Genomic DNA, 16,098 nt, shown 5'->3' with positions numbered 1-16,098 from the left:
TACTCAAAAATATTATTATGAGTGCACATATGAATTTAACGCTAAAAGTTTGGCGTCAAAAAAACTCAAATGACAAAGGTCAATTCGTAACGATCCAAGCTAAAGACATCGCTGATGATATGTCTTTCTTAGAAATGCTTGACGTGGTGAATGAAGACTTGACTCGCAAAGGTGAAGATCCAATTTATTTTGATCATGACTGTCGTGAAGGTATCTGTGGAATGTGCTCCCTAGTGATCAACGGACGCCCACATGGCCCTAAATACGGCATTACAACTTGTCAGTTACACATGCGTTCTTTCCATGATGGACAAACCATCGTAATCGAACCGTGGAGAGCTGCTGCATTCCCTGTATTGAAAGACTTAGCTGTTGACAGAACTTCTTTCGACAGAATTCAACAAGCAGGTGGTTACATCAATATCAACACAGGTGGACCTCAAGATGCAAACGATATCCTTATCCCTAAAAGAGTAGCTGACGAAGCATTCGAATCCGCTACTTGTATCGGATGTGGAGCATGTGTTGCAGCTTGTAAAAACGCTTCTGCAATGTTGTTCGTTTCTGCTAAGATTTCCCAATTTGCACTATTGCCTCAAGGTCAAACTGAACGCTACGAACGTGCGCAAGCAATGGTAGACCAAATGGATGCTGAAGGATTCGGAAACTGTACGAACACAGGAGCTTGTGAAGCAGAATGTCCTAAAGGCATTAAATTGACTAATATCGCAAGAATGAACCGCGAATATTTTACGGCAAAATTCTTCCGTCAAGAAGACGTTCACCAACACTAAGCGTGAATTTCTCTTTAAAACTCCTCGTAATGGTAATTGCGAGGAGTTTTTTATTATATTTACCCTTCGGAAAAACAAATTAAATGGGTAACAAAATAAGAATACTTTTACTAATCCTAACAGTATCCTTCTTGGCAACGGCAATCATGATAAACAACATGATTACCAAGGATGACATGTTAGAATTAGATACAAGAACTCTTTCAAACAGCATTCATAAATACGAGGAAATCGTTGACGACCTCTTTGCTGATTCCAACCTAATGAAAGCTTTCGTGAATGTTGAGGTATACCCTACTCAAGTTCTCGATGCAACCAATAAATACGCCGATAAGCACAAGATATTCTTCTATATATACAAAGATCATAAACCCATATTTTGGAGCAATAACATCTATGTACCGCTAACAGATGGGGGAATACAGTCGGACGTCGTCTTCATCCAAGAAGACAATCGATCCTTTATTATCAAAAGGAAAAACCTAACAGCAAATACATCTGTACTCGCTCTAATACCAATAAAAACACACTTCTCCATAACCAATCAATATCTCGAAAATCACTTCTTCAAAGATCTTATTAACACAAATAATCTTACAATAGCTGATTATACGGATTCGGAGAACATCAAGAATATTTACAGCAAAAATGGATCTTATCTGTTCTCTGTAAAATTAAACCAAGGAAAACAAGATAATATCTTCATGGATATCCAATTTATATGTTGGGTGTTCGCATGTATCTGCTTCTTAATCCTGGTAAACAATATTTGCTTAATGATTGCTAAAAGAGGTAAACCTTGGTTTTCCTTGATATTTTTCACATTGACCCTGGTATTGACAAGGTATGTCGATCTGAATACAAACTGGTTAGCAACGACTTCAAGTATTGGTCTCTTTGACCCCAAATATTACGCTTACAGCCCTCTGTTGCCTAACCTATGGGGATTCTTTATGACAACTATACTGGTTGGATGGCTCGTATTTTATTTCCGTGCAATTCAACCTTACCTCAAGATTAGACTAAAGAACCTATCGGCAAATTTATCCACAATAGTTTCTTTGATCGCAATACTATCGATCTATTTTATCAGTAACCTCCTGTTTTTCCACTTATCAACCCTGATAACGAACAGTACTGCCGTTACTCTTGATCTGACAAACCTCCTATCATTCAATTCATACAGTTGGTTCAATATATTGATCATGTGTATCAATATGGTGATCCTACTTTATTTTATAGACACCGTAGTCAATATATTAAAATCTATATTACCTAATACCACATCTTTCCTTAACATTCAATTGATTGCACTAGTAACTTCGATAATACTAAATGCTATCCTGATTGGGGAAAATACTTTCTTCAATATATTCCTAGCCGGTGTGATTATGCTAAGGGCTTATAGTAAAGTAAGGGTTCATCTTTCAATGTCTACCTTTATCTTGACTTTAGTTTTCTTGGCATTTATGACTACCTCTGTATACACCAGAAGCTTGGAGGAAAAAGTAGAAAGGGAAATGAAAGTGACGGTCAACCAATTGGAAGCTGAGGATGACCTTAATGCCACAGCTCTATTCGTCGATTTGGAGAAAAGGATCGTTGCCGATGAAGGATTGAGACAATCATTTGCAATCAGTCTGCCAAATACCCAGACCGATATTATCAATGATTATATCAAGAACACCTACTTCAGCGGTTATTTATCAAAATTCGAATTCAGCGCATTTTATTATTATAATAATAAACCGCTAGGTTCTTATGACAATAATAAAATTGATGAATATCGTGAGAAAGTAATCAATAAATCCACAAAAGTTCAGCAAACAGAACACTTCTATCGTGTCCGAAGTGATTTGGGAACACATGAATATTTTCTACAGTTTGACATTCCTATCAATGAAGCTGAAGATCAAGTCGTACAAGTGTTCTTAAATCTTAAAAACAGAGCATACGGCACTTCATTGCCTTATCCGGAAATCCTTTCGGATAGTAAAGTTGAATTTATTAGAGGTTACCAAAGTAATGCAACTTCTTTTGCACTCTATAGAGACGGTGCGCTAGTCACACAAAATGGCGCATTCACCTATCCCAACAAAGACGAAATGTTTGGTGGTAAAGTCGAAGAGTACGTAAATGTAGAAGATTATAACGGGTTCTTCAATGTAGTATATAAACCGGATGAGAATACAACCTTGGTGGTAAGTACACCGCAGCTGAGCTTATGGCAGTCAGTCGCCGTATTCTCTTTCTTATTTTTATGTCTATATATATGCTTCTTGATTTTTGACAGTATCAAATATTTCTTCAGCACAATTACTCAAAAATCATTCAATGTTAGAAGTATCCGATACCATTTTAAGCTCATCATAAACAGGATTCAGTATAGTACCAGGATTCAAACCATGATCATTGGGGTCGTAATTTTCGCAATTGTAATCTCTGGTTTAATCTCCTTTATCAGTATATCTGGACAGTTAGAGAAATCTAAGGTGCAACAGAGATTGAGTTACATAATGGATGTTGTCAAAAAAATTGAAAACAAAATCCAATCTTCTGACAATCTAACGGAAACTCAAATCCAAGAATTCGTGAAAGAGTTCTCAGAAAAATCAGTGACTGATATCAACCTCTATAATAAAAACGGTAAACTGATATTTTCATCACAGCCCAAAATATATGATATGGGTTTAGTGTCAAAATTCATTAATCCTATAGCATTCAATAACCTAAACGTTTTAAAGAAAACTGATTCCTTCAACAAGGAAAGAATATTGAATTTTGAATACAATTCTAGTTACGCAACTATCAAAAATAACCAGTACAATAATATATTGTTCTTGAACATTCCATATTTTACCTCTGTTGAAGAGGAAAATGAAAGCCAGAACTTATTGTTGAATACCTTATTGAATATTTATACCATTATTATATTAGGTCTAGGCTTTTTAACAGTTATGGTTGCCAACTCGATTACCAAACCTTTGAACTTAATCGGGAAAAAGCTTTCGCAAACTATCTTCAGCAATAAACCAAATGAACCACTCTATTGGGAAAGAGATGATGAAATCGGTGCATTAATAAAGGAATACAATTTTATGATCGTGAAATTGGAAGAAAATGCCAAACAACTGTTGAATGCGGAAAGGGAATACGCATGGCGCGAAATGGCAAAACAAATCGCACATGAAATCAAGAACCCCCTCACCCCAATGAAATTGGGAATTCAACAACTGAACCGAAGTTATACCGAAAATGACCCAAGGTTTGAAGAACGTTTTTTCAAAATATCAAACTCATTTATCGAACAGATAAACAGCTTAAGCAAGATCGCAACAGAGTTCTCCAATTTTGCGAAACTCCCTGATACAAACCTTGCGAAGATTAATATTATCGAAAAAATCAACAAGTCAGCAAACGTATACCACAATAACCACAATACATACATTAAGATCATCAACAATACGGATGATGAAGCAGTGTATGTTTTAGGCGATAAGGACCAACTTCTCAGATCCTTCAATAATCTGATCAAGAACTCAATAGAAGCCTCAATAGGCCGTAAAAAACACCTTATTAGCATTCTGGTCGAATACCTCGATGTTGATAAAATCAAAATCATAGTCAAAGACAACGGTATGGGAATCCCAGGGGATGTAATTCCTAAAATATTCCAACCAAACTTTACGACCAAAAGCTCCGGTACTGGCTTAGGATTGGCATTTGTCAAAAAAACCGTAGAGTCAATGCATGGCGATATATCATTCGTAACATTCGAAGGAATCGGAACAACATTCACAATCATTCTTCCAGTTTACAAAGAAACACAGTATTAATAAAAACGGACCATAAAATGGTCGGATGATTATTTTGTAGTGCAAGGAATTTGATAGGACTCTCACACTTTATAACATAAAGCGACAAAATAGTTTCTTGAGCTAAAGCTCAAGATGACACATTCTTTTATGATTTAAAAACAATAGTGGTAGGTGCTTTCACCAACCACGGCGAATCACATCCAACACAACGCCATCAGCTTGGAATGTTTGTTTAACACGCTAAAATTAATGACATTGGTATATATGGGTATATTATCGGATGCCATTGAAATGTGTAAGGAATGCTCTTAGATCTTTTGCAAAGCATGCTCTTGATTGTGTCAATCTTACCTGGATCTAAAAATACTTTTAATAAATCATATTGTCCTTGAACTATGACAAAAAAAAGAGCTGGTACAATACCAGCTCCTTTTCATATGTTTAAAAAATAACCTTTCTATTTAAACACGACAGATGATCTACCCATAATGGCATCATCTGCGTACAATAATACGGTATATGCTCCCTTTTGGAATTTGTGGGTGTCATCCGACCACATGAATTGATATTCCTGTCCGTTATTATTGAACTCGATAGCTTCTTTAAAAGTGTATTGAAGCTTCTCACCATGCACTAAAAATAAATCTTCCGAATTAGCAATTAGATTTCCTTTAGGATTGATAATTCTTACGTAAACGTTCTTTTTTCCCATCGCAGCCAAAGGATTGTCTGCAATCGTAAAGTTGATCTGAAGTTTATCAATACGTTTTGCACGGTTTTCATTTTCCAATGACCCGTTTCTTTTTTCTTCGATTCCTACAATATGAACATTAGAAACCTTAACTGAGGATGCTTTGGCAATCTTATCGCTCAGAACATTGCGTTCATTCACCAAAGATGCTGTTTTCGCTTCATTTTCTTTGACCTTTTCATTAAGTTCATTATTGGTTTCAGCCAACAATTGATTCTTGATTTTCAAGGCTGTAAAATCGTCCTTCATTTTAGATACCTGATCCTTCAATTGAGAAACCTCTAATTTGGCAGCCTCAATTTGTGGACCGGATATTTCATTTTTTTCGAGCCCTTTTCGTAAATCCTCAATTTTCTGACGAGCGGATTGCTCGGCAGATACCAATGCTGCTGTACTAGAAATGCCTTCAGATTTTATATTATCTAATTCCGCCTCAATACGATCTATTTCTATCTGTAAATTTTCTTTCTGTAGGGTAACTGTATATAGTTTCTCGCCAGAGGACTTATATTTTACATAAAAATATATGTTTGTAGCAAGCAGGGCTGCAATTGCAATTACGAAAAAGTAGATCTTAGAATTATCCCGCTTAACGACCGGGGCCGCTTGCGCTTCTCTAGATTCTATCTTGTTTACGTCTGTTTTCATTTTCCACCATCTCCATTGAAATGAATAGCCGGTGATAGACTAAACATTTACAAAATGAATATTTAATAATTATTTAATTTTCGAAAGCAAATATTGTTCCAACTTCCTGTTATTCAAAATAATTTAGAATGTCAAAGCCACCTTTTTTAAGGTATTCTTCCCTCTTCATTAATTTCAGGTCAGATAGAACCATTTCATTAACCAACATTTCTAAGTTGTATTTGGGAATCCAACCTAGTTTTGAATTTGCTTTGCTAGGATCGCCTATCAATAGATCAACTTCCGTTGGTCTATAATAGCTTGGGTCCACTTTTACAATGGTTTGACCTAGCTTTATCTTATCGGGATCAAGTCCCAACTCTTTTACTCTTTCAATATCAACATCGATGATAACGCCCTTTTCAGCCTCCGCTTTCCCTGAAAACTCAACCGAAATACCTAGCTCTCCAAAAGCCATACGAACAAATTCACGAACTGTGGTCGTTACCCCAGTAGCTATGACAAAGTCCTCAGCCTTTTCTTGTTGCAATATTAACCACATAGCCTCCACATAATCCTTCGCATGCCCCCAATCACGCTGTGCTGACAAATTCCCTAAATAGAGCTTATCCTGTAAGCCCAACGCTATTTTAGCAGCAGCTCTCGTAATCTTACGAGTAACGAAAGTCTCCCCTCTAACTGGACTCTCATGGTTAAATAATATGCCGTTGCAAGCATACATATGATATGCTTCGCGATAATTCACCGTAATCCAATACCCATAAAGTTTTGCAACAGCATAAGGACTCCGAGGATAAAATGGAGTGGTTTCACTCTGTGGCACCTGTTGTACCAAGCCATATAGTTCTGATGTAGAAGCTTGATAGATTCTTGTATGCTCTGTTAACCCTAATAGTCTAACAGCTTCCAATATGCGTAATGTACCTAAACCATCAGCATTCGCAGTATATTCTGGAGTATCAAAACTTACTTTAACATGTGATTGAGCCGCAAGATTATAAATTTCGTGGGGTTTTGTTTCTTGGATAATACGAATGAGATTCGTGGAATCTGTTAAATCCCCATAATGTAGCACAAAATTGCGCCCCAATTCATGTGGATCTTGGTATAGGTGGTCTATACGGTCGGTATTGAACAATGAACTTCTTCTTTTCAACCCATGGACTATATATCCTTTTTTCAATAAAAATTCCGCTAAATATGCTCCATCCTGACCGGTTATCCCAGTAATAAGAGCAACTTTCTTGCTTTCCTGACTCATTCTAATTGTTATAACATGACAAATATAGAGATTTCAGACAAACGATTGAGAAAAACGTGCAGGAATCATCCACAAAAAAAGCCGTAGAAGATTCTACGGCTTAAATTCAAAAATTCTTCAGCTCAATTATTCTCCAGCTCTGCTGAACTTCAACACTAAGTTTCCTGTACCTTCATTCAATTCAACCGGCAAGCGCATCTCTAAGGAGTTTTCATCAGCATACGATAAATCTAAGCGGTATCCGCTAGTTACGTTCGATGCTTTGTCGCCAGCGTAGATTTTCTTGAATTGGAAAGATGGTTGGCCTCCAGTTTTACCTGGATTAAAGATCGACCAAACAATGGTACGAACAGTTCCACTTGCACATAAATTGCCATCAGCATTAAAGGTAATGCTTCCTCTTTGATTTCCCCCAGGCAAATCCCATCTTGATCCGATGAAACAGTCTACCGGAGCTTCATCAAACATATTTTTCACAGTATAGCTGCTAGGAATGTTTTCACGAGTCACCGAATTTAAAATCCATGTGCCTTTAACTCCAGAACGCCATTGAGATGCCGAAGGTCCCTGTGCAGATGTTGTACCTGAATCAGAACCGCCTGTAGTACCTTTCCTAGGTGCTCCACAACTACCTAATACTAACAATGCTGTTAATAAAGATAAAAACGAAATAATACGTTTATGCATATTACAAAGTTTAAAATAGTATAATAAATGTATATTAGTAAACAAAAAATTCAATTTTCATTGATGAACAACACTTCCAAAAATCATACCATAAGCAAAATTGTTGCAAAGGCCATACTGCGTTTGGTAATGATTATTTTAATCGTCGGTATTGCATTCTCCTTTAGCAAAGATGCTAATTTACTAGAAAATATCTCTTTAAATTTTCCAAACAAATGGGCTATATTTGCACCCATTTCCCTTTTCCTCATCTTTATCATTTTGATGTTCATGATGTTAAAGGAAAAATACAATAGAATAGACTACAATTGGTTATTTAGTTTATGTGGAGGATTCTTATTGGTTTACCTGATATTGTTTTACTCCAGAGTATACCCTTTGTTATAAGTAAATAGAGTAAATGGAAAAATCAAAAATCTGGGATATCCTCAAAAACATCCTGAAGGTGCTCATCACATTGGCAGCACTGTACTGGGTTTCTACTAAAATATCCCTAGGAGAACTTACAGAAGCGCTTAAAAATAGCAACTTTCTATATCTGTTCTTTGCTTTGCTGGCATATATATGTTCCATCCTGGTCGCATCATCGCGCCTTAACTCCTTCTTTGCTGCAATCGGATTAAAATTAACAGAACGATATAATTTCAGATTATACCAATTAGGGCTCCTCTATAATTTCTTTTTGCCCGGAGGTATTGGAGGGGACGGATACAAAATCTTCTTCTTGAAAAAGAATTTTCAGATCTCCAGAAGAAAAGTTCTTGGCGCAGTGTTTTTTGATAGACTTTCGGGGTTATGGGCATTGGCAATAATTATTGGTGCATTGGTTATTTTTATGCCGAGATTTGCTATCCCAAATTCAGTGACAATCGCCATATTAGCGGTCGGAACAATAAGCTATCTCTATGTCCTAAGGTTATTCTTCAAGCAGTTTCTCAAAAACTTTATTACCACACATTTTAAAGCGCTTTGTGTACAGGGATTCCAAACTTTGGCCGCAATTTTCATCCTCTATTCCATGAATTTTGACGGTAAGTTCTCGCCGTACCTATTGATATTTATGGTTTCCTCTTTAGTGGCTATTGTCCCATCTATCGGTGGAGCAATTGGACTTAGAGAAACCGTGATATTTACCTTGGCAACTTATTTAAAATTAGATCAGCATATCGCTGTGACAATTAGTTTAATATTTTATATCATTTCTCTATTGGTTGCTTCAAGTGGAGTTTATTATATCTTCAGACCGCAAAGACTAGGGGCTGATAAACTTCCTTCGGCAAAAGAAGTAGAAGAAGAAATTGACAAAGAAGAAGAAGAATAATGGCGAATATTGTTATTACAGGAGCAAGCAGTGGAATCGGTTTTGAAGCTGTATTGGATTTAACTGCAAATAAAGAACATAAGGTTATTGCTTTAGCAAGATCTGCAGATAAATTGAGAAAATTACATGAGATAGCATCCTCACTAAATCATGATGGCGGAACCCTCTATCCTGCTCAATTTGATATTGTGTTTGATAATTATCCTGAATCTTTGGTCCCTTTTATTAAATCAAAGTTTGATAAAGTGGATATACTGATCAATAATGCGGGAGCACTGATAAACAAACCTTTTATGGAAACAACCATGGAAGATGTATCGCAGATGTTTCAGTCCAATTTATTGGGACATATACAAATGATTCAGCATATTGTACCCTTGATGACTGAAGGTGGACATATTGTTAATATCAGTAGTATGGGTGGTTTTCAAGGATCATCAAAATTCCCGGGCCTGTCTGCTTATTCTTCAAGCAAAGGTGCTTTAGGTATTTTAACAGAATGTTTGGCCGAAGAATTTAAAGATAAAAACATACAGGTCAATTGCTTAGCTCTTGGATCTTCACAAACAGAAATGTTCGAAGCAGCCTTTCCAGGAATAGAAGCAGGTACATTAGCTTTTGAAATGGGTAGATATGTAGCCGAATTTGCCCAAAATGGCAACAAATTTTATAATGGAAAAATATTGCCCGTAGCAAACACAACACCCTAAAAAATAGAGACTTAAAGAATAAATAGCAAATGCCAGTAATTTAAAAATTACTGGCATTTGCTATTTATTAAGCATACGTTAAGTTACTTAATTAAATAATTGCTGTTTTTTCACCTTAAATTTTTAACAATAAAATAAATAAAAATTGATTTTTTTATATATTTATCATCATAAAAATACCTAATTAGGAGTTAGAATCGCTCCTTAAATGAAAACAATATTACTAACCGAAACAAACTATTTATGAAAAGCAAACTGTTATTTTTCATAACGTTTTGTCTGCTGCACTTCGTTGCTACAGCACAAGACCAAACAATCTCTGGGACAGTTACAGATGCTGTTACCAATCAGCCCATTGCCGGCGTGACAATCCGAGCCGTAGGCAGTAGTTCTGCTGCACAGTCGGACGCTAACGGAAACTATGAAATCGGGCTGAACTCTAACATTAAAGCCCTGTACTTTACCTTCGTAGGGTACACCACTCAACAAGTGAGTATAAACAACAGAAGTAAAATTGACATTCAACTTGTCTCTACGGCTTCGGATTTAGATGAAATCGTTGTTGTTGGTTACGGTACTCAGATGAAAAAGGACATGACCGGTTCTTTCTCTAACATTAAAATGTCAGAATTAGAAGATGTCCCATTACAAACTGTTGAGAGCGCCTTGCAAGGACGTGCACCAGGGGTATTTGTCAATACAAGTTCTGGAAAATTAGGACAAGCTCTTCAAATAAGAGTGAGAGGAATTTCCTCCATTACGGCTAGTTCTCAACCACTATACGTAATTGATGGTGTTCCAGTAATTTCAACTGCCATGGGAACTTATGATGAGCCTGACAACCCATTATCAGCAATCAGCCCTGATGATATTGAAACATTAGATGTTTTGAAAGATGCCGCAGCAACAGCAATTTATGGGGCACGTGGATCTAACGGAGTAGTCTTGATCACTACTAAAAAAGGTAAAGCAGGAAGAACAAAAATTGACCTTGGATATTTTAATGGCTTTAGTGATCCAACAAAAAAAGGAGAATTCTTAAATGCAAGCCAATATAAAGAATTGTTGACCGCAGCTGTAACAAATGCTGGATATATTGGAGTGAATGCAGATTATCCAAGCATGAGTGAATTTTGGGCGGACTGGACAGGTACAGAAGACTGGGACAAAAATTATAATTCAAATTGGGTTGATGAAGGGTTAAGAAGAGGAGGAAATCAGCAGGTCAGCCTTAGTATTTCCGGTGGTGATGCAAAAACAAGATTTGTAGCTTCTGGAAGCTATAACGATAATAAAGGTATTATTGTTGGAAACCGCTTCGTCAGAACCTCAGGAAGACTAGGTTTTGACCATTCTGCTAATTCTTGGTTAGACGTTGGTGGTACAATGAATATTAACAAAATTGACAACTACAGGGTAAGCAGTGATAACGCCTTCTCCAACCCATTGCAATTGAATGCTCTACCTCCTATCCAACCAATTAGGGATGAAAATGGTGAACTTTATAATTATACAGTTTATTACAACAATTTAATTGATCTTGAAAACGGTAAAAACTTATCTAATACTTACAGAACCTTTGCAACAGTATATGGAAATGCTAAAATTACCCCTGATTTAGTGTTCAGAACGGAGTACGGGATGGACTTCCAAAATTTGGAGGAAGAAATATATTTAGGATCTAGAACACAAGATGGTGGTGATGTGGGAGGATATTCATGGAATTACCAAGCAAGATCTATAAACTTCAACACTAACAATACTTTAACTTATACCAAAACCTTCAACGATATCCATAATATAACTGCAATGGCAGGTATGGCATACCAAGAAGGTCAATTCAGGTACAATATGGCGGAAGGAAAAAGCTTCCCTTCGGATTTGTTCACTAAAATAACGAGTGCTGCTATTAAATCTGACGCTAGCTCCTCGGAGTCGAGATTCTCATTTCTTTCCTATTTTGCCAGAGCAAATTATAAATTGAAAAACCGATACTTATTCGAAGCAACATTTAGAATTGATGGTTCGTCTAGGTTTGGTCGCGATTCTCAATACGGAACCTTCCCTGCAGCATCTGTGGGTTGGGTAGTATCGGAAGAAGAATTCTTAAAAGGAAACCCTACTCTTTCATTTTTGAAATTAAGAGCTAGTTATGGTAATACAGGTAATGCTGAAATTGGAAACTTTGCTTCTAGAACATTATATACTGGTGCTAACTATGCAGGTATTCCAGGCACTGTCCCTCTGAATCTAGGAGATGGAGAATTAACTTGGGAAAATACCGCCGCTAGCAACTATGGTATTGATTTCGGATTGTTCAATGACCGATTATCTGGTACAGTTGAAGCTTATTTCAAAAAGACCACAGATTTATTATTAAATGTGCCAATTGAATCTACAAGCGGATTCACTACCATTCTTACCAATGTCGGTGATATGTCCAATAAAGGAATGGAATTCACGTTGAACTCTAAAAATTTTGTAGGAGAATTTAAATGGAGTACATCATTTAACCTATCATTCAATAAAAACAAAATCCTTAAACTTGTTGATGGTCAACCAATTTATCCAGGAGGAAGGTATTTAGGAAGACTTGAGGAAGGTATGCCTTATGGATTTTTCTACGGCAAAGCTTACGCTGGTGTTGATACAGAAAATGGTGATGCCCTGTATTATCTTGATGATACAAAAACAACTACTACGAATTCATATTCAGAAGCCGCAGACCAATTTATTGGAGACCCTAATCCAAAATTCTATGGTGGCTTCGGCAATACATTCTCTTACAAAGCATTCGATCTAGCAATTCAGACACAATTTGTTTATGGAAATGATATTTACAATGCAGCAGGAGGATTCCAATCTACTAACGGAGATTATTTTGATAACCAAACTTTAGATCAAATGGATTATTGGAAGAACCCTGGAGATGTGACCATGATCCCTCAACCTAGGTTTGATGAAGCAAACGGAACTAGACCTTCTTCTAGATATGTTCAGGATGGATCGTATTTCCGTATTAAAAACGTAGTTCTTGGCTATAATCTACCAAATAGTATTGCGAGTAAAGCATACATGCAATCAGCCAGAGTTTATGTATCTGCGACAAATTTATTGACCTTCACCAAATACAATGGTTATGATCCAGAAATAAACACCACGTTTGCTGGAGCATATCAATTAGGAACAGATTTTTATACTGCTCCACAACCAAGAATGGTCACTTTTGGAATCAATATAGGTTTTTAATTTTCTAAGCGATTAATCATGAATTTAACAAAATATATAATTATCCCCGCAGTAGCAGTCGCACTGACAATGGGATCTTGTGGAAATAAATTAGATATAGAACCAGTTGATAATATATCTAGTGAAATAGCGCTGTCAACCCCTGCAGATATTAACAACGCATTAATAGGTGCTTATACTGTCATAGCCAATGGTGCCCTATATGGAAATAACCTGGTTTTGCTACCAGATATTTATGCGAGCCCGGGTTATGTAAACTGGACAGGAACTTTCTCAACTTTTCGAGACATATCTAACCAAAACATCATTGCTACAAATGAAGACGTCACTCGAACTTGGACAAATGCTTATAAAGCAATTAATATCGCAAACACTGTGTTGGAGTCTTTAGATATCATAACTGATGAAGCCCAAAAAGCAGAGATCGAAGGAAAAGCTTTGTTTATAAGAGGTATCATGTACTTTGAACTTGTGAGATTGTATGGCTTACCGTATGAAACGGGGAACGCGAATACAAACTTAGGGGTGCCAATTACAACCAAAGCTGTGAAAAAATTGGATGATATCATTAAAGGCATCACCAGAAACACCGTTGCTGAAACTTATACCCAAGCAGAAAATGACCTCTTAGCTTCAATCTCAAAATTAGGTGATCTACCTGGAGATCTTGCAGCTGCACAAGGAATGCTCGCAAGGCTATACTTACAACAAGGCAAATATGATAAAGCTAGAGATTTGGCTAATACAATCATTGAAAGTGGAGACTATGTTTTGGCAACCAATTTAGAAACTCCTTTCAGAACTCCTAATTCTTCAGAAGGTGTATTCGAAATTCAACAAAGCGAACAAAGTAACGCCGGCTCTTCAAATGATGGATTAGCAACATTTTACTCCAGCTATACCAATGCGACAGGTGGTAAAGTAGGTCGTGGGGATGTAAGCATTATTCCTGCATTCTATAACTCTTATGCGACCACTGACAAACGAAGAACTCAGATGATTTATGAAGGAAATGGAGCTAAAACTGGCCTGTTTACCAGGAAATGGTATAATTATTTCGACAATATTCCTGTCGTAAGATTGACAGAACTTTACCTGACTCGTGCTGAATGCAACTCACGGTTAGGAACAAGCACAGGTGACTCGCCATTAAATGACATAAATAAATTACGCACCCGAGCTGGGATTGATGCATTATCTTTTGTAACTTTGGCCGATATTTTGACAGAAAGGGATAAGGAATTAGCTTTTGAAGGCTATAAAATCCATGACCTGAAGAGAACAAAAAGAAATGTGGGAACGTATGCTTATAACGCTGACGAACTTGTATTCCCGATTCCTTACCGTGAAATCTCTGTAAACCCTGCCTTAAAACAAAATGAAGGCTATGGTCAATAGAATATTATCTAAGAGAATAATTCGCCAATCGGCAATTATCATATAAACAGCAAGCATGATCCGCTCCAATTAATTTGGAGCGGATTTTTTTATTACAATGTTTTGATCCAGCTAACGATATCCCTCATTACCTCTGGATTCACTGTTTCTTCGATTTCTGAATACTCACCCACTGCCCCTGTTTTAGCATGCTGAAACAAGTGATTAAAGGTTGGGTAAATCTTGGATTCAGCTTTTTTATTTTTTGGAAGGTTCTTCATCAGACTTTCCATGTTCTGAACTGCCGGAACCTGAACATCCTTGCCACCAAAAGCAGCAAATATCGGAATCTTAATTTTTTTGATAAATGGTATAGGATCAATTTTTATAAAATGACGGAACCATGGAGTAACCAATGCGCCGATTTGATCAGCACTCTCTAAATTCTGGCTACCTTTAACCGACTTCATATTCTCGCGGATAGCATCAAAAGCCTTAGCACTAGGAAGGTCTGAACCCATGATTTCATAGTTCTTCTTGATCATTGCCAATTCCTCTTTTGAAATTGATAACCCCTGCGATTTCATCACCGCTTCATTTTGCAATAACATCAAGGAATCCATTGGAATCATTGGACCTGCTAAAGTAACGATGAAGTTAAGTCCTGAAGCCTGCTGACCTGCTAATATCGTTGCTATCAATCCTCCCTCACTATGACCTATAATACCTACTTTCATAGGATCTACCTGTGGCTGTTTCCTTAGAAAATTTACAGCAGCCAAAGCATCTTTTCCAAAATCAGCAGTAGTACCCTTACTGAAATCGCCTGTAGATTTATTGATACCCCTATCATCATAGCGTAGAACTACAATATTGTTCTTTGTCAAATAATCAGCCAATACCTTAAATGGCTCATGCCCCATCAATGTCTCATTCCGATCCTGAGGACCACTCCCAGAAACTAACACCACTGCAGGATATTTACCAGCCTCTTTTGGTTTAGTAATAGTTCCCGCAAGCGTAACCTTATCAATCGTATTTTCAAAATTCACATCTACCGTATCATATGAATATGGAGGATTCACGCGTTGACTTCTTTTCATGGAAGAAGCTTTTTGAGCTTGTGCTTCAGTTAATTTGTTCAGTATCAAATCCACCTTGAGCCCTCCCTGTTGAAATTTTCCATCAATTGAATTTCTGTCTGCACTGATCTTGCCTGCATATTTAATCCCAAGGTTCTTCATCTCCAAAAAAATGGAATCACCTTCAGATACAATACTGGTCAATGGGAATTTATTCGTTGATTGTTTTGGACTTTGCATTGTCCCTTCCCATTCACCATTATATTTGAGCCCAAATATTAAGGGCATTTCCATACCTGAAACTTTCAAATCTCCTTTCCAATTTCCTTCAAAGGATTGAGTAAACCCCATGGTGCATGAACACAATAATATTAATGCTAAAAAATAACTCTTCATAAAC

10 protein-coding genes are annotated in these 16,098 nt (G+C 36.8%); 6 read left to right on the top strand and 4 right to left on the bottom strand.

Annotation, left to right across the window (positions count from 1 at the left end):
• Positions 1–17: 17 nt before the first annotated feature.
• Together CRT24_RS06185 and CRT24_RS06180 are read left to right on the top strand one after the other, a co-directional pair.
• Positions 18–794: a succinate dehydrogenase/fumarate reductase iron-sulfur subunit gene (locus tag CRT24_RS06185; protein WP_180269074.1), complete on the top strand. Its 777-nt coding sequence runs from the start codon at positions 18–20 to the stop codon at positions 792–794.
• Between the two features lie 83 nt (positions 795–877).
• A complete protein-coding gene (locus CRT24_RS06180; protein ID WP_099370366.1) occupies positions 878–4,630 on the top strand; it encodes an ATP-binding protein in 3,753 nt (1,250 codons plus the stop codon).
• A gap of 439 nt (positions 4,631–5,069) precedes the next feature.
• On the opposite strand, the gene CRT24_RS06175 is transcribed toward CRT24_RS06180, so the two are convergent.
• The 3 genes from CRT24_RS06175 to CRT24_RS06165 form a co-directional block, all read right to left on the bottom strand.
• The gene (locus CRT24_RS06175; protein WP_099370365.1) at positions 5,070–6,011 is read right to left on the bottom strand and encodes a cell division protein ZapB; all 942 of its coding nucleotides are present in this window, start codon (positions 6,009–6,011) and stop codon (positions 5,070–5,072) included.
• 109 nt (positions 6,012–6,120) lie between these two features.
• Entirely contained in the window at positions 6,121–7,272 is a 1,152-nt protein-coding gene (gmd, locus tag CRT24_RS06170) for a GDP-mannose 4,6-dehydratase (protein WP_099370364.1), read from the bottom strand.
• A gap of 126 nt (positions 7,273–7,398) precedes the next feature.
• A complete protein-coding gene (locus CRT24_RS06165) occupies positions 7,399–7,959 on the bottom strand; it encodes a lipocalin family protein (RefSeq protein ID WP_099370363.1) in 561 nt (186 codons plus the stop codon).
• A gap of 400 nt (positions 7,960–8,359) precedes the next feature.
• Here CRT24_RS06165 and CRT24_RS06155 point away from each other — a divergent pair, with 400 nt between their 5' ends.
• From CRT24_RS06155 to CRT24_RS06140, 4 genes are all read left to right on the top strand, one after another.
• Positions 8,360–9,280: a lysylphosphatidylglycerol synthase transmembrane domain-containing protein gene (locus tag CRT24_RS06155; RefSeq protein WP_099370362.1), complete on the top strand. Its 921-nt coding sequence runs from the start codon at positions 8,360–8,362 to the stop codon at positions 9,278–9,280.
• On the top strand, positions 9,280–9,990 hold the full coding sequence (locus CRT24_RS06150) for an SDR family oxidoreductase (protein ID WP_099370361.1): 711 nt from the start codon (positions 9,280–9,282) through the stop codon (positions 9,988–9,990). Before CRT24_RS06155 ends, CRT24_RS06150 begins: the two co-directional genes overlap by 1 nt.
• A 243-nt stretch (positions 9,991–10,233) precedes the next feature.
• Positions 10,234–13,239, top strand: a complete 3,006-nt coding sequence (locus CRT24_RS06145) for a TonB-dependent receptor (RefSeq protein WP_099370360.1) — start codon at positions 10,234–10,236, stop codon at positions 13,237–13,239.
• 18 nt (positions 13,240–13,257) lie between these two features.
• The gene (locus tag CRT24_RS06140; protein WP_099370359.1) at positions 13,258–14,637 is read left to right on the top strand and encodes a RagB/SusD family nutrient uptake outer membrane protein; all 1,380 of its coding nucleotides are present in this window, start codon (positions 13,258–13,260) and stop codon (positions 14,635–14,637) included.
• Between the two features lie 92 nt (positions 14,638–14,729).
• On the opposite strand, the gene CRT24_RS06135 is transcribed toward CRT24_RS06140, so the two are convergent.
• Positions 14,730–16,094: a S9 family peptidase gene (locus CRT24_RS06135; RefSeq protein ID WP_099370358.1), complete on the bottom strand. Its 1,365-nt coding sequence runs from the start codon at positions 16,092–16,094 to the stop codon at positions 14,730–14,732.
• Between the last annotated feature and the right edge of the window lie 4 nt (positions 16,095–16,098).

Source organism: Sphingobacterium sp. 1.A.5, assembly GCF_002734235.1.
Classification (GTDB): domain Bacteria; phylum Bacteroidota; class Bacteroidia; order Sphingobacteriales; family Sphingobacteriaceae; genus Sphingobacterium; species Sphingobacterium daejeonense.
This window is presented reverse-complemented; position numbering and strand designations above follow the sequence as displayed.